This is a genomic window from Xenorhabdus ishibashii (assembly GCF_002632755.1).
Lineage (GTDB): Bacteria > Pseudomonadota > Gammaproteobacteria > Enterobacterales > Enterobacteriaceae > Xenorhabdus > Xenorhabdus ishibashii.
This window is the reverse complement of record NZ_NJAK01000001.1, coordinates 1970913-1991875: the sequence shown is the minus strand read 5'-3', so window position 1 is coordinate 1991875 and position 20963 is coordinate 1970913. Positions and strand designations below refer to the sequence as shown.

Sequence of the window (20963 nt, the reverse complement as noted above, 5' to 3'; positions counted from 1 at the left end):
ACTATAGGGTATGCTATGCATCACGATATCACTCGTTATTGCTGCTACCAAAACCTGCATTCAACAATTCAGCAAGGTTTGCAGTGGCTTCGTCAACGCTAACTTGTGGCGCTTCAACCACTTCGTTTTCTTGACGACGGCGGATACGATCCTGATGGTAAGCATAACCTGTACCCGCAGGGATCAAACGACCAACGATAACGTTCTCTTTCAAGCCACGCAGTTCATCACGTTTACCAGCAACGGCTGCCTCAGTCAGAACGCGGGTTGTTTCCTGGAACGATGCCGCAGAAATGAAGGATTCTGTTGCCAGTGATGCCTTGGTGATACCCAACAGATCACGCTGGAAGATAGCTGGTACTTTGCCATCCAGCTCCAGTTTGCGGTTCGAAACCTTAACGCGTGCGTATTCAACCTGCTCACCTTCAAGGAATTCGGAACTACCCGCATTCGCAATAGTTGCTTTACGCAGCATCTGACGAACGATAACTTCAATGTGTTTATCGTTAATCTTAACGCCTTGCAGGCGGTAAACTTCCTGTACTTCGTTAGTGATGTAACGAGCAACCGCGTGAACACCACGCAGGCGCAGAATGTCATGTGGAGATTCTGGACCATCGGAGATCACGTCACCACGTTCAACAACTTCACCTTCGAACACGTTGAGCTGACGCCATTTAGGGATCATCTCTTCGTAAGGTTCACCACCATCCAGTGGGGTAATTACCAGACGGCGCTTGCCTTTGGTTTCTTTACCGAAGGAAACGATACCGCTGATTTCTGCCAGGATAGCAGGCTCTTTCGGACGACGAGCTTCGAACAGATCCGCAACGCGTGGCAGACCACCGGTGATATCTTTAGTACCGCCAGATTCCTGAGGAATACGCGCCAATGTATCACCCGCAGAGATGGACATACCATCTTCCAACTGAACAATCGCTTTACCCGGCAGGAAGTACTGAGCAGGCATATCTGTACCTGGGATCAGAACATCGTTACCTTGGGTATCTACGATCCTCAGTGCTGGACGCAGGTCTTTACCGCTACCGGTACGCTCCGCACTATCCAGAACGACCAGTGAAGACAGACCAGTCAGCTCATCCGTCTGACGGGTAATGGTTTGACCATCAACCATGTCGTAGAACTGGATAATACCGGATACTTCACTCACGATTGGCATGGTATGTGGATCCCAGTTCGCAACGGTTTCACCGCCGGTTACTGTCTCACCATCACCTTTCGTCAATACCGAGCCGTAAGGTACTTTATAGCTCTCTTTGGTACGACCGAAATCGTCGATCAGGCGCAATTCGGTATTACGAGAAGTAATAACCAGTTTGCCTGCTGAGTTGGTAACAAATTTCGCGTTGGTCAGTTTCAGATGACCTTTGTTACGTACCTGAATACTGGATTCTGCTGCCGCACGAGATGCCGCACCACCGATGTGGAACGTACGCATCGTCAACTGTGTACCTGGTTCACCGATTGACTGTGCTGCGATAACACCGATCGCTTCACCTTTGTTGATCAGGTGACCACGAGCAAGGTCACGACCGTAACAGTTCGCACAAACACCAAAGTCAGTTTCACAACTTACTACGGAGCGTACTTTCACGCTGTCAACGGAGTTCTCTTCTAACAGATCACACCATTTTTCGTTCAGCAATGTGTTACGTGGAACCAGAATATCCGCTGTACCTGGTTTCAGGATGTCTTCTGCCGCTACACGTCCTAATACACGTTCACGCAGTGGCTCTTTAACATCTCCACCTTCGATAACCGGAGTCATCAGGATACCATCGAGAGTACCACAGTCATCTTCAGTTACTACCAAGTCTTGAGCAACGTCAACCAGACGACGGGTCAGGTAACCGGAGTTCGCCGTTTTCAATGCGGTATCCGCAAGACCTTTACGAGCACCGTGGGTTGAGATGAAGTACTGGAGTACGTTCAGACCTTCACGGAAGTTCGCGGTAATTGGGGTTTCGATGATGGAGCCATCTGGCGTTGCCATCAGACCACGCATACCCGCCAACTGACGGATCTGAGCAGCAGAACCACGCGCACCAGAGTCGGCCATCATAAAGATGTTGTTGAAAGAAACCTGCTGTTCTTCTTCACCGTTACGGTTAATAACCGTTTCAGTAGACAGATTTTCCATCATCGCTTTAGCAACACGTTCGTTTGCCGCAGCCCAGATATCGATAACCTTGTTATAGCGCTCGCCGGCAGTTACCAGACCTGACTGGAACTGTTCCTGAATTTCGGCCACTTCTGCTTCCGCTTCCGCGATGATGCCTTCTTTCTTCTCAGGAATGACCATGTCGTCGATACCTACGGATACCCCAGAACGAGCAGCGTAAGCAAAACCGGTATACATAGTCTGGTCAGCTAAGATAACTGTTGGTTTCAAGCCCAGTATGCGGTAACAGGTGTTCAGCATTCTGGAGATGGCTTTTTTACCCAACGGCTGGTTAATCAGTGAGTATGGCAGGCCACGCGGCACAATCATCCACAGAATGGCACGACCGATGGTGGTATCAACCAAACCTGTGTTGATAGTCACGTTGCCTTCGCCATCTCTCACTTCTTCTGTGATACGAACTTTGACACGGGCATGCAGAGAAGCCAGACCCGCACGATAAATGCGCTCTGCTTCTTTAGGACCGGTCAGAACCATGCCTTCGCCTTTCGCGTTAACACAGTCACGAGTCATGTAGTACAGACCCAATACAACGTCCTGAGATGGAACAATGATTGGTTCACCGCTCGCTGGAGACAGGATGTTGTTGGTAGACATCATCAACGCACGCGCTTCCAACTGGGCTTCCAGAGTCAACGGTACGTGAACAGCCATCTGGTCACCATCGAAGTCGGCGTTATACGCCGCACACACCAGTGGGTGCAACTGAATAGCTTTACCTTCGATCAGGACTGGTTCAAATGCCTGGATACCCAGACGGTGAAGGGTTGGTGCACGGTTCAGTAGAACTGGGTGCTCACGGATGACTTCATCCAGGATATCCCATACAACAGCTTCTTCACGCTCAACCATTTTCTTGGCGGCTTTGATAGTCGTTGCCAGACCACGCAGTTCCAGCTTGCCGTAAATGAATGGTTTGAACAGCTCCAGTGCCATCTTCTTAGGAAGACCACACTGATGCAAACGCAGGTATGGACCTACGGTAATTACAGAACGGCCTGAGTAGTCAACACGTTTACCCAGCAAGTTCTGACGGAAACGACCCTGTTTACCCTTGATCATATCTGCCAGGGATTTCAGAGGACGCTTGTTAGAACCGGTAATCGCACGACCGCGACGGCCGTTATCCAGCAGCGCATCAACCGCTTCCTGCAACATACGTTTTTCGTTACGTACGATGATATCTGGCGCAGCCAGATCCAACAGGCGCTTCAAACGGTTGTTACGGTTAATAACGCGACGATACAGATCGTTCAGGTCTGATGTTGCGAAACGACCGCCATCCAGTGGAACCAGTGGACGCAAATCCGGTGGCAGAACTGGCAGGACAGTCAGAACCATCCACTCTGGTTTGTTACCAGACTGAATGAAGGCTTCCAGCAGTTTAATGCGTTTAGTCAGTTTCTTACGCTTAGTTTCGGAGTTGGTTTCATTCAGCTCTTCACGCAAGACTTCACATTCGTTTTCCAGATCAATGTTTTTCAGCAAAGCCTGGATTGCTTCTGCACCCATTTTTGCATCAAATTCATCACCGAACTCTTCCAGTGCATCCAGATACTGCTCTTCAGTCAGAATTTGACTACGCTCAAGGCTGGTCATGCCACCTTCGACAACCACATAGGATTCGAAGTACAGGACGCGTTCAATGTCACGCAGAGGCATATCCAGCAACAAACCGATGCGGGATGGCAGAGATTTCAAGAACCAGATGTGAGCAGTTGGAGATGCCAGCTCTATGTGACCCATACGATCACGACGAACTTTGGTCTGGGTTACTTCAACGCCACACTTCTCACAAATCACACCACGGTGTTTCAAACGCTTGTATTTACCACACAAACATTCGTAATCTTTTACTGGCCCGAAAATACGCGCACAGAAAAGACCGTCACGCTCAGGTTTGAACGTACGGTAGTTAATAGTTTCCGGCTTTTTTACTTCTCCGAATGACCACGAACGGATCATATCTGGAGAGGCCAGAGCAATTTTGATAGCATCAAACTCTTCGGTCTTGGTTTGCGCTTTCAGAAACTTCAATAAGTCTTTCACGAAATGGCTCCTGTCGGAGTTAGACCTGTTAGGTGAGTGGCCCATGCCACTCCCCTCTATAACCAGTATAACCACTGGGACCAGTGTAACCACTGGCTGGTAAACCGCCCGACATTCTTATGTTTCAACATACGGCCGGGCAGTACCAGCGGGAAAATGATTTATTCGTCTTCCAGCTCGATGTTGATACCCAACGAACGGATTTCTTTCAGCAATACGTTGAAAGATTCCGGCATGCCTGGTTCCATCTGGTGGTTACCATCCACGATGTTTTTATACATCTTGGTTCGACCATTAACATCGTCGGATTTAACGGTGAGCATTTCTTGCAGGGTGTATGCCGCACCGTATGCTTCCAGTGCCCACACTTCCATCTCACCGAAGCGCTGTCCACCGAACTGAGCCTTACCACCCAGCGGTTGCTGAGTAACCAGACTGTAAGAACCGGTAGAACGGGCGTGCATCTTGTCATCAACCAAGTGGTTCAATTTCAGCATGTACATGTAACCAACAGTTACCTGACGCTCGAATTGCTCACCTGTACGGCCGTCGAACAAAGCGATCTGACCGGAAGTCGGTAAGCCACCCAGCTTCAACAACTCTTTGATTTCGGTCTCTTTTGCACCGTCAAAGACAGGTGTTGCGATAGGCATACCTTTTCTCAAGTTTTCTGCCAGACGCATCACTTCTTCATCGTTGAAGGTGCTCAAATCAACTTTCTGACGGGTATCATCACCCAGATCATAAGCTTTCTGGATAAATTCACGCAGTTTGGCAACTTCTTGCTGCTGTTTCAGCATTGCATTGATTTTGTCACCAATGCCTTTCGCCGCCATGCCCAAGTGAGTTTCCAAAATCTGACCGATGTTCATACGTGATGGTACGCCCAGCGGGTTCAGTACGATGTCCACTGGTGTACCGTTTTCATCGTAAGGCATGTCTTCAATCGGGTTGATCTTGGAGATAACCCCTTTGTTACCGTGACGACCTGCCATCTTGTCACCAGGCTGGATCTGACGTTTCACAGCCAGATACACTTTGACAATTTTCAGCACGCCTGGTGCCAGATCGTCGCCCTGAGTGATCTTACGGCGTTTAGCATCCAGTTTTTTCTCGAACTCTGCTTTCAGTTCGTCATACTGTTCTGCCAACTGCTCCAACTGATTTTGTTTTTCTTCATCAGCCAAGCCCAACTCTAACCAACGCCCACGAGGAAGTTTGTTGAGTTTTTCCGCTTCAACACCACCGGCAACCAGTACAGAGTGAATACGAGCAAACAGGCCAGCTTCGAAAATTTGCAGTTCTTCTGTCAGGTCTTTTTTAGCCTCACGCAACTGCATCTCTTCAATTTCCAACGCACGCTTGTCTTTCTCTACACCATCACGGGTAAAGACTTGTACGTCGATGACAGTACCAGAAACACCGTTTGGTACGCGCAGTGAAGAGTCTTTCACATCTGACGCTTTCTCACCGAAGATCGCACGCAACAGTTTTTCTTCTGGAGTCAACTGAGTTTCACCTTTCGGTGTCACTTTACCAACCAGAATGTCGCCACCTTTTACTTCCGCACCAATATAAACGATACCGGATTCGTCCAGTTTAGACAGCGCAGCTTCACCCACGTTAGGGATGTCGGCAGTAATCTCTTCAGGCCCCAGTTTGGTGTCACGAGACACACAAGCCAGTTCTTGAATGTGAATGGTGGTGAAACGGTCTTCCTGAACAACACGCTCAGATACGAGGATGGAGTCCTCGAAGTTATAACCATTCCAAGGCATGAATGCCACGCGCATGTTCTGACCCAGAGCCAGTTCACCCAAGTCAGTGGATGGACCATCAGCCAGGACGTCACCGCGTTCGACCAATTCACCCAAAGAAACACATGGTGTCTGGTTGATACAGGTGTTTTGGTTTGAGCGGGTATATTTGGTCAGGTTATAGATATCAATGCCCGCTTCACCCGCGTACATTTCATCTTCGTTAACCTTGATAACGATACGGGATGCGTCAACGTACTGAACCACACCACCACGTTTAGCAACAGAGGTTACACCGGAGTCAACCGCTACTGCACGCTCCATACCTGTTCCAACCAGTGGCTTATCAGCGCGCAGAGTTGGAACTGCCTGACGTTGCATGTTCGCACCCATCAATGCACGGTTGGCGTCATCGTGTTCAAGGAATGGGATCAGAGAAGCACCGACGGACACGATCTGCTGTGTCGAAACGTCCATGTACTGAACCTGATCACGGTTGAACAAGCTGGATTCATCGTAATGACGGCAAGTTACCAATTCTTCAACGAAGTGGCCTTCTTCATCCAATACGGTGTTCGCCTGTGCAATGACGTAGTTACCTTCTTCGATTGCTGACAGGTAGTGGATTTCATCAGTCACTACACCATCACGAACTAAGCGGTAAGGTGTTTCAAGGAAACCATACTCATTGGTACGCGCATAAACGGACAATGAGTTAATCAAACCGATGTTTGGACCTTCGGGTGTTTCGATTGGACATACACGACCGTAGTGAGTTGGGTGTACGTCTCGAACTTCAAAGCCTGCACGCTCACGAGTCAGACCGCCTGGACCCAACGCAGAAATACGACGCTTATGGGTAATTTCAGACAGTGGGTTGTTCTGATCCATGAACTGGGACAACTGGCTCGAACCAAAGAACTCTTTCACCGCCGCAGAAATAGGTTTGGCGTTGATCATGTCCTGTGGCATCAGGGTATCCAGATCGCCCAGAGACAAACGCTCTTTGACTGCACGTTCTACACGTACCAGACCAACACGGAACTGGTTCTCAGCCATTTCACCAACGGAACGGATACGACGGTTGCCCAAGTGGTCGATATCATCGACTTCACCTTTACCGTTACGGATATCGATGAGCTTTTTCATCACGTCGATGATGTCTTCTTTGCTCAGGATACCGGAACCTTCAACCTCTTCACGATCCAACGAACGGTTGAACTTCATACGACCAACCGCAGACAGATCATAACGATCTTCAGAGAAGAACAGGTTCTCAAACAGGTTTTCTGCGGCTTCGCGTGTTGGTGGTTCACCCGGACGCATCATACGATAGATTTCAACCAGTGCGCTCAGGCGATCATTGGTTGGGTCAACGCGCAGAGTTTCGGAAATGTAAGCACCGTGATCCAGATCATTAGTAAACAGGGTCTCGATAGATTTGTAACCAGACTGACTCAAACGAGCCAGCAGATCCAAAGAGAGCTCCATGTTAGCAGTACAGATGATTTCACCTGTGTTCTGGTCGATGTAATCTTTTGCGACAACTTTACCCGCGATATATTCAACAGGCACCTCAATACGGTCTACCTGATCTTTTTCTAACTGGCGGATATGACGAGCTGTGATACGACGGCCTTTTTCAACATAGACCTTACCGTTTGCTTCAATATCAAATGAAGCCGTCTCGCCACGCAGACGTTCTGGAACCAGCGTCATCTGCAATTTATTGTCGCGAATTTCAAAAACGGTTTTTTTGAAGAACAGATTCAGGATGTCTTCAGTGGAATAATTCATCGCGCGCAGAATAATCGAAGCCGGCAGCTTACGGCGGCGGTCGATACGCACAAACAGGTTATCTTTTGGATCAAATTCAAAATCTAACCATGAACCACGGTAAGGGATGATACGTGCGTTATACAGTACCTTACCGGATGAATGGGTTTTACCCTTATCGCTGTCAAAGAAAACGCCTGGGCTACGGTGCAACTGAGAGACGATAACGCGCTCAGTACCGTTGATAACGAAAGTTCCGTTATCAGTCATGAGTGGAATTTCACCCATGTAGACTTCTTGTTCTTTGATGTCTTTAACTGTACCTTCTGGCGCTTCGCGCTCATAGATTACCAGACGCAACTTAACGCGCAGCGGTGCGGAGAAAGTCACACCACGGATCTGGCACTCTTTAACATCAAAAACAGGTTCGCCAAGACGGTAGCTTACATATTGCAGCTCTGAATTGCCACTGTAGCTCTGAATTGGAAACACTGAGCGGAAAGCCGCTTCCAGACCATTTTGGCCTTCAGGATCTTGCTCGATAAATTTCTGGAACGAGTCAAGTTGGATAGAAAGAAGATATGGAACATCCAAAACTTGTGGACGTTTACCAAAATCCTTACGAATACGTTTTTTCTCGGTATAGGAGTAAACCATAGGGTTCCTCAGCTCGCTGATAAGTGACCCACTCTGTCCGCCCTTAAGGACAGCACGCTGCAACACTATTTTTTCGAACAGAAAATAGAATATTTTCCGTAATACCCATTACTATTACTCTTAAATCATTTCATTGCGTTACCTTACTACCGAGCTACCCGAGTGGATCGTAGCTGAGAACGCAGTATATTAAGGCGTCAATAGGAAGAAGTATTTTGGGTTTATTAGTAGCCAAACAGTGTGAAATGCTACTAACTCCCTACATCAGGCTGTTTCAGGTAGTCTGACAATAAAGCTAGCAGACAATACCCTTACAGCGCAAAAAGGCTGGCGATTAAAAAACCGCCAGCCGCCAGCCTTAAAAAATCAGGCTGCGAACTTCAAACAGATCTTACTTGATCTCAACAGAAGCACCTGCTTCTTCCAGAGATTTTTTCAGAGCTTCAGCGTCGTCTTTGCTGATGCCTTCTTTCAGAGCCGCTGGTGCGCTTTCAACCAGATCTTTAGCTTCTTTCAGACCCAGGCCAGTTGCGCCACGTACTGCTTTGATTACAGCAACTTTGTTAGCACCCGCGCCAGTCAGGATGACGTCGAATTCAGTTTTTTCTTCAACTGCTTCAGCAGCACCACCAACTACAGCTACAGCTGCAGCAGCAGAAACGCCGAATTTTTCTTCCATCATGCTGATCAGTTCAACAACGTCCATTACAGACATTTCTGCAACTGCGTCCAGAATTTGTTCTTTAGTGATAGACATAACAAGTGTTCCTAAAATTCAGAAAAAATTTATACGTTAAAAAGCAACGAAGGAAATAAGCAATTAAGCAGCTTCTTTCTGATCGCGTAGCGCAGCCAGAGTGCGAACCAGTTTGCCGGCAGCGGCTTCTTTCATGGTTGACATCAGGCGTGCGATTGCTTCTTCGTAAGTTGGGAGTGTTGCCAGACGATCGATATTTGATCCTGGGATAAACTCACCTTCAAAGGCTGCTGCTTTAATCTCGAATGCTGGGTTCGCTTTCGCGAAATCTTTGAATAAACGAGCTGCTGCGCCCGGATGTTCAAAAGAGAAAGCAATCAAGGTTGGACCAACAAACGCTTCTTTCAGGCACTCATATTCAGTGCCTTCAACAGCACGACGTAACAGGGTGTTACGTACGACACGTACGTTAACGCCAGCTTCACGGCATGCTTTACGCAGTTCAGTCATTTTATCTACGGTAACGCCGCGAGAATCCGCAACAACCGCAGACAGCGCGCCTTTGGCTACTTCGCTGACTTCAGCAACAATCGCTTGTTTGTCTTGAAGATTTAGTGCCATTAGCTTCTTGCTCCTGGATTAACCGGGAAAACCCGGAACTCACTTCACTCAAGCACAGAATGTGCCTGAGCGCTAAAACACGGTGAGCAGAATCCAGAAAATAATTTCATTTGGCTCTGTCACCGTCTACGCAGGATATTAAGTAATTACTTACGCCTGCGGTCTTGGACGGGGCTTGGATTAAGGCCAAGCTCCAACCGAAAATTTGTTATTTGCCGATACTGCCTTATTTTTCTAAGGTTGTGTGTTATAAAACACACTGATCAGGCAAATTTGAAGCGTCAGATTTTAGACAAATCTGACGCTAAGGTAAAGCGTTATTCTCAGCTTAAATCATTAAACTGATGCGCTCAGACTAGATTGGTCGATCGCAACACCTGCACCCATGGTAGTGGACAGGCTAACTTTCTTAACGTAAACGCCTTTAGCAGAAGATGGTTTAGCTTTTTTCAGAGCAACCAGCAGCGCTTCCAGGTTTTCTTTCAGTTTGTCAGCGTCGAAGTCAACTTTACCGATAGTGGTGTGGATGATACCGTTCTTGTCGTTACGGTAACGAACCTGACCCGCTTTAGCGTTCTGTACAGCTTCAGCAACGTTAGGAGTTACAGTACCTACTTTCGGGTTTGGCATCAGACCACGTGGGCCCAGGATTTGACCCAGTTGGCCAACAACGCGCATTGCATCTGGAGATGCGATAACAACGTCGAAGTTCATCTCGCCTTTCTTAATCAGTTCAGCCAGATCTTCCATACCTACCAGTTCAGCGCCAGCAGCTTTAGCCGCTTCAGCGTTTGCACCCTGAGTAAATACAGCAACACGTACTGAACGGCCAGTACCGTGTGGCAGTACAGTTGCACCACGGACGTTCTGGTCAGATTTACGAGCATCAATGCCAAGATTAACAGCTACGTCAACGCTTTCTACGAATTTAGCAGTAGCCAGTTCTTTCAGCAGAGTAACAGCTTCGTTGATGTCATATTGTTTAGTTGCATCAACTTTTTCACGGATAGTGCGCATGCGCTTGGTCAGTTTAGCCATTGATTAATCCTCCACTACCAGGCCCATGGAACGAGCAGTACCTTCGATTGAACGCATCATCGCGTCAACGTCAGCACCAGTCATATCCGCAGCTTTAGTTTCAGCAATCTCACGAATCTGAGCGCTGGTCACTTTACCAACTTTATCTTTGTTCGGTTTGCCGGAACCAGATTTGATACCTGCTGCTTTTTTCAGCAGAACAGCCGCTGGTGGGGTTTTGGTAACGAAAGTGAAAGAACGGTCTGCGTAAACAGTAATAACAACTGGAATTGGCAAGCCTTTCTCAATGCTTTCAGTTTTAGCATTGAACGCTTTACAGAATTCCATGATGTTAACGCCCTGCTGACCCAGAGCTGGACCAACTGGTGGGCTTGGGTTAGCCATACCGGCTGCAACTTGCAGCTTAACGTAGGCTTGTACTTTCTTAGCCATTTATCTTTTCCTCTATGTGGGTTTTATCGCCTCAAAATGAGGCTCCCCTGACGATTTTAACCCCGTCTAAAAGACCAGGTTACTTAAAACTATTACCTAACCTAATATTATCTAAGTATCATCTAAAAATGATGCCTGGATAAAAAACAAAAGGCGTAAAATTGTATGCTAATTTCACACCCTTTGCAAGCAAAGACGCTTACTTAATCACCAGATTAGACTTTCTCTACCTGGCTGAAATCCAGCTCAACAGGGGTAGCACGACCAAAGATAGAAACCGATACTTTCAAACGGCTCTTCTCGTAATCGACTTCTTCCACCACACCATTGAAATCTGCAAACGGACCATCGCTGACTCGAACCATTTCTCCTGGTTCGAACAGAGTTTTTGGCCGTGGTTTATCACCAACCTGTTGAAGACGATTCATGATCGCATCAACTTCTTTATCGCTGATTGGTGCAGGGCGGTCAGAAGTGCCACCGATAAAACCCATTACGCGAGGTACACTACGAACTAAATGCCAGGTTGCATCGTTCATTACCATCTGCACCAAGACATAGCCAGGAAAGAATTTACGCTCGCTTTTACGGCGTTGGCCACTACGGATCTCAACAACCTCTTCTGTCGGCACCATCACTTCGCCAAAAGAATCTTCCATCTCTTGTAATTTGATATGTTCACGCAGAGATTGAGCAACGCGACCTTCAAACCCAGAAAATGCCTGGATGACATACCAACGCTTTTTTGGGGATTCAGACATTTTTAAAACCTCAGGCCTGTAATAAATGAAACTAAACGCACCAGAATACCATCAAGCCCCCACAAAATAAGAGACATGACAGCCGTTACAACTGCAACAATCAAAGTCGTATGCAGTGCTTCCTGGCGAGTTGGCCAAATGACTTTACGCATTTCAATGCGGGCTTCACGGGCAAAGGCTAATGCAGCTTTACCTTTTACAGTCCACAATGCAACTGCTCCTGCAAGGGCAACAATAGCAACCACGGCTATCGCGCGCAGAGGCAGGTTATACTCTCGGTAATAGTAATTACCCACAATAGCAACCACCAGTAGCACTGCCACCAATAGCCATTTTGCTATATCAAGACCACGCCCGCTTTCTTGAGCATCGCTATTCGCACTCATAAACCAACCTGTAACTATATGTAAGTAACTATGATGTAAATAGATAGCCAGCTTGCCTCGCAAGAGCAAAACAAATCAGACCGACCCAAAGATAATTGTAATTGTATCTGACTCGGCACCATAATTCAGTAGGACTTTTTTATCTTAATGATATTTAAGCCCGTCCGTTGTATCAGAGCCTATCTCACCAATAATTAAGAATAGCAATGAAATGGCAATTCATCTGCTATTGATTATCTAATTATGAACAACTATTGATGAGATAGGTTCTTCTTAAGACAACGTATAAAAAGGGCATCTATCGATGCCCTTCCAAAATGAACACATTAAAAAAATTATGCGATCACTTTAGCAACAACACCGGCACCTACAGTACGGCCACCTTCACGGATTGCGAAACGCAGACCTTCGTCCATTGCGATTGGGGCAATCAGGTTTACTACCATGTTGATGTTGTCACCTGGCATTACCATCTCTACGCCTTCTGGCAGTTCGATAGTACCGGTTACGTCAGTGGTACGGAAGTAGAACTGTGGACGGTAACCTTTGAAGAATGGAGTATGACGGCCACCTTCATCTTTGCTCAGGATATACACTTCAGATTCGAACTGGGTGTGTGGGTGGATAGAGCCTGGCTTCGCCAGAACCTGACCACGCTCAACGTCATCACGCTTAGTACCACGCAGCAGAACACCTACGTTCTCACCTGCACGGCCTTCGTCCAGCAGTTTGCGGAACATTTCAACGCCAGTACAAGTGGTTTTAGTCGTTTCTTTGATACCTACGATTTCAACTTCGTCACCGACTTTAACGATACCGCGCTCTACACGACCGGTCACTACCGTACCACGGCCAGAGATGGAGAATACGTCTTCGATTGGCAGCAGGAATGGCTTGTCAATGTCACGCTCTGGCTCTGGGATGTAAGAATCCAGGGCTTCTGCCAGTTCGATAACTTTCGCTTCCCACTCTGCATCGCCTTCCAGCGCTTTCAGCGCAGAACCACGGATGATTGGGGTGTCGTCGCCTGGGAAATCGTACTGAGACAGCAGCTCACGGACTTCCATTTCTACCAGTTCCAGCAGCTCTTCATCATCGACCATGTCACATTTGTTCAGGAACACGATGATGTAAGGAACGCCTACCTGACGACCCAGCAGGATGTGCTCACGAGTCTGTGGCATTGGGCCATCAGTCGCAGCAACTACCAGGATCGCGCCGTCCATCTGAGCCGCACCAGTGATCATGTTTTTCACGTAGTCGGCGTGGCCTGGGCAGTCAACGTGTGCGTAGTGACGAGTTGGGGTATCGTACTCTACGTGAGAAGTAGAAATGGTGATACCACGAGCTTTTTCTTCTGGTGCGTTATCGATCTGGTCGAATGCACGTGCGCTACCGCCGTAAGTTTTTGCCAGAACGGTAGTGATTGCAGCAGTCAGGGTAGTTTTACCGTGGTCAACGTGGCCGATAGTACCAACGTTAACGTGCGGTTTTGAACGTTCAAACTTTTCTTTAGACACGACTCTATTCCTTAATACCGCTCCCCCGTCACAAAGATGAGGGAGCTTAAAAGATAGTAAACTCGAAAACTTATCTAGATTTGCGAGCTTCGATAATAGCCTGAGCGACGTTGCTAGGCGCTTCGTTGTACTTCAAGAACTCCATGGAGTAAGAAGCACGACCTTGGGTCTGAGAACGCAGGTCAGTAGCATAACCAAACATTTCAGACAATGGTACTTGAGCACGAACAATTTTGCCCGTAGCTATATCATCCATACCATCGATCATACCACGGCGACGGTTCAGGTCACCGATGACGTCACCCATGTAGTCTTCTGGTGTTTCCACTTCGACTTTCATGATAGGTTCCAGCAGAACTGGTTTCGCTTTCATGAAGCCTTCTTTAAATGCCATGGATGCAGCAATTTTAAAGGCGATTTCTGAGGAGTCAACGTCATGGTAAGAACCATCGAACAAGGCAACTTTAACGTCAACGATTGGATAACCAGCCAGAACACCGCTCTTAAGCTGTTCCTGAACGCCTTTGTCGACGCCTGGGATGTATTCTTTAGGAACAACACCACCAACGATCTCGTTCGCGAATTCGTAACCAGCACCACCTGCTTCCAGAGGCTCGATACGTAGCCAAACGTGACCATACTGACCACGACCACCGGACTGTTTAGCGTGCTTACCTTCCTGCTCAACAGAAGCACGGATGGTTTCACGGTAAGCAACCTGAGGTTTACCTACGTTCGCTTCGACGTTGAACTCACGACGCATACGGTCAACCAGAACGTCGAGGTGCAGCTCACCCATACCTGCGATGATAGTCTGACCAGACTCTTCATCACTGCTCACGCGGAAAGATGGGTCTTCCTGAGCCAGACGACCTAAAGCGATACCCATTTTTTCTTGGTCAGCTTTCGTTTTTGGCTCGATTGCAACAGAGATAACTGGCTCTGGGAATTCCATACGCTCCAGAATGATTGGCGCGTTCAGGTCACAGAGAGTATCACCGGTGGTGACATCTTTCAGACCGATAGCAGCAGCGATATCGCCTGCACGGACTTCTTTGATTTCTTCACGTTTGTTAGCGTGCATCTGAACGATACGGCCAAAACGTTCTTTTTTGTCTTTCACCGGGTTCAGTACGGTGTCACCAGAGTTAACAACACCAGAGTAAACGCGGAAGAAAGTCAGGTTACCCACGAATGGGTCAGTCGCAATTTTGAACGCCAGTGCTGAGAATGGTTCATCATCGCTGGAGTGACGCTCAGCCGGAGTATCTTTACCGTCTGGCAGCATACCTTTGATGGATTCAACATCAGTTGGGGCTGGCAGATATTCGACAACTGCATCCAGCATTGCCTGAACACCTTTGTTCTTAAATGCAGAACCACAGGTAACCAGGATAATTTCGTTAGCCAGAACACGCTTACGCAGAGCTGCCTTGATTTCTTCTTCAGTCAGCTCTTCACCGCCCAGATATTTGTCCATCAGGTCTTCTGATGCTTCTGCGGCGGATTCGATCAGGTTCTGATGCCATTCCTGAGCCTGCTCAAGCATGTCAGCCGGAATATCTTCGTATTCGAAGGTAATACCCTGATCTTCATCGTTCCAGTTGATCGCTTTCATTTTCAGCAAATCAATGACACCGGTGAAAGTATCTTCTGCACCGATTGCCAATTGCAGAGGAACAGGGTTAGCAGCCAGACGAGTTTTGATCTGCTCAACAACGCGCAGGAAGTTCGCTCCCATACGGTCCATTTTGTTAACGAACGCGATACGTGGAACACTATATTTGTTCGCCTGACGCCATACAGTTTCAGACTGTGGCTGAACACCACCAACTGCACAGTAAACCATTACTGCACCGTCAAGAACACGCATGGAACGTTCTACTTCGATAGTGAAGTCAACGTGGCCTGGGGTGTCGATGATGTTGATACGGTGTGGCTCATACTGTTTAGCCATACCAGACCAGAATGCGGTAGTCGCAGCAGACGTGATGGTAATACCACGTTCTTGCTCCTGCTCCATCCAGTCCATAGTAGCAGCGCCATCATGAACTTCACCGATCTTATGACTTACACCAGTGTAAAACAGAATACGTTCGGTGGTAGTGGTTTTACCCGCGTCAATGTGCGCACTGATACCGATATTACGGTAACGAGTTATAGGGGTTTTACGAGCCATTTTTTCCTCTCTCGTGGGCGTTCAATTTAGAGAACGGGTAGCCGGACAGCTACCCAGAACATATTCACTACCGATGGAATACCCAATAAGGGATTACCAACGGTAATGTGCGAACGCCTTGTTAGCTTCTGCCATACGGTGAACGTCTTCACGTTTCTTCACAGCAGCGCCTTTATTTTCAGCCGCATCAGATAATTCATTTGCCAGGCGCAGAGCCATGGACTTATCACCGCGTTTACGAGCAGCTTCAACGATCCAACGCATTGCCAGAGCATTACGACGAACCGGACGAACTTCAACTGGAACCTGATAAGTAGAACCACCAACACGGCGGGACTTAACTTCTACAGTCGGGCGCACGTTATCCAGTGCCAGCTCGAATGCTTCCAGATGATTTTTACCAGAACGCTGAGCCAGGGTCTCAAGCGCACCATATACAATTGCTTCTGCGACAGACTTCTTACCGTCTACCATCAGGATATTTACAAATTTGGCCAGCAGTTCAGATCCGAACTTTGGATCTGGCAGAATTTTACGTTGACCAATTACACGACGACGTGGCATGGAAATACTCCGTTTCGAATTTCAGGGTTGTCCAAAACTCTACGAGTTTATTTTGACATTAATGTGAAAAATGTTTGGCCTTACTTAACGGAGAACCATTAAGCCTTTGGCTTCTTCACACCGTACTTAGAACGACCTTGTTTACGGTCTTTAACACCGGCACAGTCCAGAGCGCCGCGAACGGTGTGGTAACGCACACCTGGCAAGTCTTTAACACGACCGCCACGGATCAGGATAACGGAGTGTTCCTGCAGGTTGTGGCCTTCACCACCGATGTAGGAAGAAACTTCGTAACCGTTAGTCAAACGCACACGACATACTTTACGCAGTGCGGAGTTTGGTTTTTTAGGGGTGGTGGTATATACACGAGTACATACGCCACGTTTTTGCGGGCAAGCTTCCAGAGCAGGAACGTTGCTTTTCACAACTTTCGAGCTACGAGATTTGCGAACCAGCTGATTAATAGTTGCCATTATTAAAAAAGCTCCTGGTTTTTTGCTTCGTAAACACGGATTTTACCCTCTCTCTGCCATTATGACAAAACAAGAGGACGCGGAATTTTATTGCTGACTTAACGAGGTGTCAAGAAATATACAGTTTTTCTATATCGGATCGATAAAGTGCCGCCGACAAAGCGCTGGGCTGGTAAAATTGCTGAAAAGTACCATTCAGATCTACCAATCACATCTACCAGGCAAAATTTTGCTGATGTTTCACCGTTAAGCTAACAAAGCCATTGTAATCAATCACCATTACACGGTCTGAAATTTGCTCAATCAGCCCCCGTGCATCAAGATCTTCCTTCAAAATATAGATGCCTGCTCCTGTACGGAGCAACTCAGCCAAATAACGGTTATCATTAATCCCCAATAACACACCATTTTGCATCAATAGAACATCATCTGTATCAGATACAAGGCCAAGCATTGCATTGAAGTCATTATAATAAGGTGAGCGACTGACAGTATATAGCATGTTACCCGCCTGAAATAGATTAAAATTTCAACACAAGATCATAACCCGCCAACAATTCTCGAATTGCGGCGGCAGAAAGAAGTTCAGCTTCCAGCACAAAATTATTTGTCGGGCTGCCTCCCCGAATCACCAGATCATCCAGACAAACGTAATATTTATCAATGTCATAAAGTGGCAAGACTTTAAAGGTTGAGATATAGTCACGAGCCAGAATTTTATTTGGCTGCTGATTGGCCAATAATTGGAATACTCCATCAGAAATAAAGAATACACCGATCTGCTCAGTCAATGCCGATGTCGCAAGCAGTGTATCCAGCCCTTCCCTGCCGGCAGAAGAGCCGTGAGGAGCTTCAGTAAAAACAAAGGCAATTTTTTTCATCGATACCCACGAAAATTGCAAACCTAAACAGCGCTAAAATTGTATGACACGATCACATAGCATCATCGCTTCTGCTAACGATCCCAACCCACTAAGTGCAAACCCTTCGGCTAAATTAGCGGCAGGTAGATTCAATTCACGGGCTTGCTGTTCATCTACGATACCACGCCGCAGTGCCGCTGCAACGCAAATAAACAGATCGAATTGATGTTGGACGGCCAATACCTGCCAGGCTCTGACCAAATCAAACTCATCATTGGCAGGAGCAACCAATTGATTGCCGTTTTGGACACCTTCTCGATAAAAAAACACGCTATGCAGTTTATGGCCTGAGGCGAGCAACGCCTGAGCAAATTGGTAAGCGCTGCTGGCTTGTTGAGTACCGTAAGCTGGCCCAGTGACCAGCAAACAATAAGACAGTGACGACATTCCTTCTCCGAAATTACTTCTCCGAACCAGTAAATTCACCATTTTTAAACTGGCGAATATAAAGATATACCGTATGTTTGGAGATATTCAAACGATCAGCAACCTGATTAATGGCATCTTTAATATCAAAAATACCTTTCTCATAAAGGTTCAGCACTACCTGTCTGTTTTTCGCATTATTGGAAACATTGCGATCAGCATTCACTTCTTCAATAGTGAATTCCAGAGTTTGTGCTACCAGATCATCCACAGAAGAGGCAAAATTGACGTTCGAAGCAACTTCATGCGTTTTTTCCGGGATAAAGGTCTGAATAATTTCAGAGAAAGGCACATCGAGGTTCATATTGATACACAAAAGCCCGATGACTCGACGCTGGCGATTACGGATAGCAATCGTTACAGATTTCATCAACGAGCCACTTTTTGCCCGCGTGAAATATGCCTTAGAAACGCTACTGTCTTCATCCGTAATATCATGCAGCATGCGCAACGCCAGATCGGTAATCGGAGAGCCAATTTTACGCCCTGTATGCTCGCCATTAGCTATTCTGACGGCTGAACATTTAAGGTCTTCCAGTGAATGAAGAACTATTTCACAATGCCCACCAATCAACATAGCCAGGCCATCAACAGCAGCTTCGTAAGATTTTAAAATTTCGTGATCAGTTTCACTAAACGATTGGTTTTCTAGCAAATCAATATCACTGTTATCACTAGAGATATTATCACCAGTTAATAGCGGGGTAGACATGTAATACACCATCCTTCAAATTCTGACTTTGCCTCACCAAAAAAATCTAGGGCAAGATTTATTATAAAATCACATTACTGCAACTCAGCACCTACTTTTGGTAAACACCTGTTGTTACAAACAAATTAAATAGCCTTATGTGATAAGTTCTAAAAACAAACAGTTAAAAATGTTTATTCTATATTCTATTCGAACTATTCAAAATAGTGACGTTAAAACCACATTGAACCGCCGTCAAGATCTTGCTGAGTATAGCGCGGAGTTCTATCACAGCTTTATGCTGAATTCACCTGAAATACGAAAAACAATATCTCATTTAATACCGTAGGAAATAATAAGCAAATAAATTTATTATTCTTTATCCATGCTCATTACTAATCAAATAGAGGTAAATATCAGCAGAAAATCGAAAGATGGAAGAAATATCTGATAAAGCAGGAGCCTTAAACTCCTGCTAATGTCCTTTAATTACAGGAATTATTTTGCCTTGGCAGCGGGCTTAATATCCAGTAATTCAACATTGAAAATTAAAGTAGAGTTAGCTGGAATTTTAGGTAAATTTGCCTGATCATAAGCCAGCTTAGGAGGAATAACTAATGTGATTTTTCCACCTTTCTTCACATGCTGTATACCTTCTTTCCAGCCTGGAATAACGCTGTCCAAACGAATTGTCAGCGGTTCTTTACGGTCATAAGAACTGTCAAAAACCTGACCATCGATCAAAGAACCTTTGTAGTTAACAACCACAGTATCGGTCTCTTTAGGTGCGTTACCAGCGCCTTCTTTTTCAATTTTATAGAGAAGCCCTGTTTTAGTTTCCACTACGCCCGTTTTCTTAGCAAACTCTTTACGATATTTAGCACCTTTTTCGCCATTTTCACTGGATTCTTTTTCTGCCTTGGCCAGCGCTGCACTTTTCACTTTAGATTCAAAAGACATCAGGGTTTCCTGAATCTCTTTATCAGTGAGTTTAGCTTTATTATTTAACGCATCTTCAACACCAGCCAGTAACTGTGCTTTTTCTATATTGATACCAAGTGTTTTCTGTTCTTTCAATGAGTTGGCCATGTAGCCCCCCAGAGAAGCACCCAGTGCATAAGAATTTTGCTGTTCTGCTGTTTTAAAAGCACTATTTAGTTTTACTTCGTCTTTGGTTTCAGTATTAGTAGCCAAAGCCTGAGGTACGCTAAATGCCACCGCCAGAGTTGTTGCCAGCAGAGTTGTTTTAAACAATGATTTCATCCTATTCTCCAATAAGTTTGGGTGGGGGTTACCATCAGCATAGGTCATAACGTTTACTATAACCGCCTAAGGAAACCAATGACAATATTTGCTATACCTTGCAATAAAAATCGTTGAGACAACATTAAAGCAAAGAGGTTTCGTAATACCCTATTTCACTGGATATACGAGCATGATAGTGTCATCTTGACCAAGTAATCGTTCCGTCATTTACATTAATTGATTCAGAGGCAGGAGGAAAGATAATGGAATTATCTAAATTTGAGCAAAGATTTGAACAACTGGAAACCAAGCTGGCTTATCAAGAAGCCACCATTGAAGAATTGAATCAGGAAGTGATAAAACAACAGATCGAAACTGACAAATTGAAAGAACAACTAAGGTTAATTGCTGAACGTCTGCAAACTCACCAGACATCCATCATTGCACCACTTTCTGAAGAAACACCTCCTCCCCATTACTGATATTCATCTGGAGAAATCTATGCCAAGGAAGGCTTAGACAAAAAAGAGAAGCGCTAATGTGCTTCCCTTTTCTGCTTACTGAT

Annotated in this window: 18 protein-coding genes; 1 reads left to right on the top strand and 17 read right to left on the bottom strand. The window is 46.3% G+C overall.

Annotated features, from left to right (window positions below; genetic code table 11):
- Positions 1-28: 28 nt before the first annotated feature.
- The 17 genes from rpoC to fkpA all read right to left on the bottom strand — a co-directional run bounded on the left by rpoC (position 29) and on the right by fkpA (position 20416).
- Positions 29-4252 (bottom strand): DNA-directed RNA polymerase subunit beta', encoded by a 4224-nt coding sequence (gene rpoC, locus Xish_RS09460; protein WP_099117652.1) that lies wholly within the window; start codon positions 4250-4252, stop codon positions 29-31.
- A 161-nt stretch (positions 4253-4413) separates the two neighbouring features.
- Positions 4414-8442 (bottom strand): DNA-directed RNA polymerase subunit beta, encoded by a 4029-nt coding sequence (gene rpoB / locus Xish_RS09455; RefSeq protein WP_099117651.1) that lies wholly within the window; start codon positions 8440-8442, stop codon positions 4414-4416.
- 391 nt (positions 8443-8833) lie between these two features.
- Positions 8834-9199 carry a 50S ribosomal protein L7/L12 gene (rplL, locus tag Xish_RS09450; RefSeq protein WP_045972989.1) on the bottom strand — a complete coding sequence of 122 codons (366 nt, stop codon included), beginning with the start codon at positions 9197-9199 and terminating at the stop codon, positions 8834-8836.
- Between the two features lie 63 nt (positions 9200-9262).
- On the bottom strand, positions 9263-9760 hold the full coding sequence (rplJ, locus tag Xish_RS09445) for a 50S ribosomal protein L10 (RefSeq protein WP_099117650.1): 498 nt from the start codon (positions 9758-9760) through the stop codon (positions 9263-9265).
- Between the two features lie 336 nt (positions 9761-10096).
- Entirely contained in the window at positions 10097-10798 is a 702-nt protein-coding gene (gene rplA / locus Xish_RS09440) for a 50S ribosomal protein L1 (RefSeq protein WP_099117649.1), read from the bottom strand.
- 3 nt (positions 10799-10801) lie between these two features.
- Positions 10802-11230, bottom strand: a complete 429-nt coding sequence (gene rplK / locus Xish_RS09435; protein WP_074020842.1) for a 50S ribosomal protein L11 — start codon at positions 11228-11230, stop codon at positions 10802-10804.
- Positions 11231-11445: 215 nt separating this feature from the next.
- The gene (nusG, locus tag Xish_RS09430; protein ID WP_045959649.1) at positions 11446-11991 is read right to left on the bottom strand and encodes a transcription termination/antitermination protein NusG; all 546 of its coding nucleotides are present in this window, start codon (positions 11989-11991) and stop codon (positions 11446-11448) included.
- A 2-nt stretch (positions 11992-11993) separates the two neighbouring features.
- A complete protein-coding gene (secE, locus tag Xish_RS09425; RefSeq protein ID WP_099117648.1) occupies positions 11994-12377 on the bottom strand; it encodes a preprotein translocase subunit SecE in 384 nt (127 codons plus the stop codon).
- Between the two features lie 335 nt (positions 12378-12712).
- Complete coding sequence (gene tuf / locus Xish_RS09420) at positions 12713-13897, bottom strand: elongation factor Tu (protein ID WP_099117318.1); 1185 nt, start codon at positions 13895-13897, stop codon at positions 12713-12715.
- A 70-nt stretch (positions 13898-13967) separates the two neighbouring features.
- The gene (fusA, locus tag Xish_RS09415; protein ID WP_099117647.1) at positions 13968-16076 is read right to left on the bottom strand and encodes an elongation factor G; all 2109 of its coding nucleotides are present in this window, start codon (positions 16074-16076) and stop codon (positions 13968-13970) included.
- A gap of 93 nt (positions 16077-16169) precedes the next feature.
- The gene (gene rpsG, locus Xish_RS09410) at positions 16170-16640 is read right to left on the bottom strand and encodes a 30S ribosomal protein S7 (protein WP_099117646.1); all 471 of its coding nucleotides are present in this window, start codon (positions 16638-16640) and stop codon (positions 16170-16172) included.
- A gap of 98 nt (positions 16641-16738) precedes the next feature.
- Complete coding sequence (rpsL, locus tag Xish_RS09405) at positions 16739-17113, bottom strand: 30S ribosomal protein S12 (RefSeq protein ID WP_010848548.1); 375 nt, start codon at positions 17111-17113, stop codon at positions 16739-16741.
- Between the two features lie 214 nt (positions 17114-17327).
- The gene (tusB, locus tag Xish_RS09400) at positions 17328-17615 is read right to left on the bottom strand and encodes a sulfurtransferase complex subunit TusB (protein ID WP_099117645.1); all 288 of its coding nucleotides are present in this window, start codon (positions 17613-17615) and stop codon (positions 17328-17330) included.
- Positions 17616-17634: 19 nt separating this feature from the next.
- Positions 17635-17994: a sulfurtransferase complex subunit TusC gene (gene tusC / locus Xish_RS09395; protein WP_099117644.1), complete on the bottom strand. Its 360-nt coding sequence runs from the start codon at positions 17992-17994 to the stop codon at positions 17635-17637.
- A 33-nt stretch (positions 17995-18027) separates the two neighbouring features.
- On the bottom strand, positions 18028-18423 hold the full coding sequence (tusD, locus tag Xish_RS09390; protein WP_099117643.1) for a sulfurtransferase complex subunit TusD: 396 nt from the start codon (positions 18421-18423) through the stop codon (positions 18028-18030).
- A 13-nt stretch (positions 18424-18436) separates the two neighbouring features.
- Positions 18437-19174, bottom strand: a complete 738-nt coding sequence (locus Xish_RS09385; RefSeq protein ID WP_099117642.1) for a helix-turn-helix transcriptional regulator — start codon at positions 19172-19174, stop codon at positions 18437-18439.
- A 477-nt stretch (positions 19175-19651) separates the two neighbouring features.
- Positions 19652-20416, bottom strand: coding sequence for an FKBP-type peptidyl-prolyl cis-trans isomerase (gene fkpA, locus Xish_RS09380; protein ID WP_099117641.1), 765 nt, complete (start codon positions 20414-20416; stop codon positions 19652-19654).
- 245 nt (positions 20417-20661) lie between these two features.
- Here fkpA and Xish_RS09375 point away from each other — a divergent pair, with 245 nt between their 5' ends.
- A complete protein-coding gene (locus Xish_RS09375) occupies positions 20662-20880 on the top strand; it encodes a SlyX family protein (protein WP_099117640.1) in 219 nt (72 codons plus the stop codon).
- The last annotated feature ends 83 nt before the right edge of the window (positions 20881-20963 follow it).

Excerpts from the sequence above, each read along its gene's own strand:
- rpoB (WP_099117651.1), bottom strand. The coding sequence starts at position 8,442 with ATGGTTTACTCCTATACCGAGAAAAAACGTATTCGTAAGGATTTTGGT.
- rplL (WP_045972989.1), bottom strand. The coding sequence starts at position 9,199 with ATGTCTATCACTAAAGAACAAATTCTGGACGCAGTTGCAGAAATGTCT.
- rplJ (WP_099117650.1), bottom strand. The coding sequence starts at position 9,760 with ATGGCACTAAATCTTCAAGACAAACAAGCGATTGTTGCTGAAGTCAGC.
- rplA (WP_099117649.1), bottom strand. The coding sequence starts at position 10,798 with ATGGCTAAACTGACCAAGCGCATGCGCACTATCCGTGAAAAAGTTGAT.
- rplK (WP_074020842.1), bottom strand. The coding sequence starts at position 11,230 with ATGGCTAAGAAAGTACAAGCCTACGTTAAGCTGCAAGTTGCAGCCGGT.
- nusG (WP_045959649.1), bottom strand. The coding sequence starts at position 11,991 with ATGTCTGAATCCCCAAAAAAGCGTTGGTATGTCATCCAGGCATTTTCT.
- secE (WP_099117648.1), bottom strand. The coding sequence starts at position 12,377 with ATGAGTGCGAATAGCGATGCTCAAGAAAGCGGGCGTGGTCTTGATATA.
- fusA (WP_099117647.1), bottom strand. The coding sequence starts at position 16,076 with ATGGCTCGTAAAACCCCTATAACTCGTTACCGTAATATCGGTATCAGT.
- rpsG (WP_099117646.1), bottom strand. The coding sequence starts at position 16,640 with ATGCCACGTCGTCGTGTAATTGGTCAACGTAAAATTCTGCCAGATCCA.
- rpsL (WP_010848548.1), bottom strand. The coding sequence starts at position 17,113 with ATGGCAACTATTAATCAGCTGGTTCGCAAATCTCGTAGCTCGAAAGTT.
- tusB (WP_099117645.1), bottom strand. The coding sequence starts at position 17,615 with ATGCTATATACTGTCAGTCGCTCACCTTATTATAATGACTTCAATGCA.
- tusC (WP_099117644.1), bottom strand. The coding sequence starts at position 17,994 with ATGAAAAAAATTGCCTTTGTTTTTACTGAAGCTCCTCACGGCTCTTCT.
- tusD (WP_099117643.1), bottom strand. The coding sequence starts at position 18,423 with ATGTCGTCACTGTCTTATTGTTTGCTGGTCACTGGGCCAGCTTACGGT.
- Xish_RS09385 (WP_099117642.1), bottom strand. The coding sequence starts at position 19,174 with ATGTCTACCCCGCTATTAACTGGTGATAATATCTCTAGTGATAACAGT.
- fkpA (WP_099117641.1), bottom strand. The coding sequence starts at position 20,416 with ATGAAATCATTGTTTAAAACAACTCTGCTGGCAACAACTCTGGCGGTG.
- Xish_RS09375 (WP_099117640.1), top strand. The coding sequence starts at position 20,662 with ATGGAATTATCTAAATTTGAGCAAAGATTTGAACAACTGGAAACCAAG.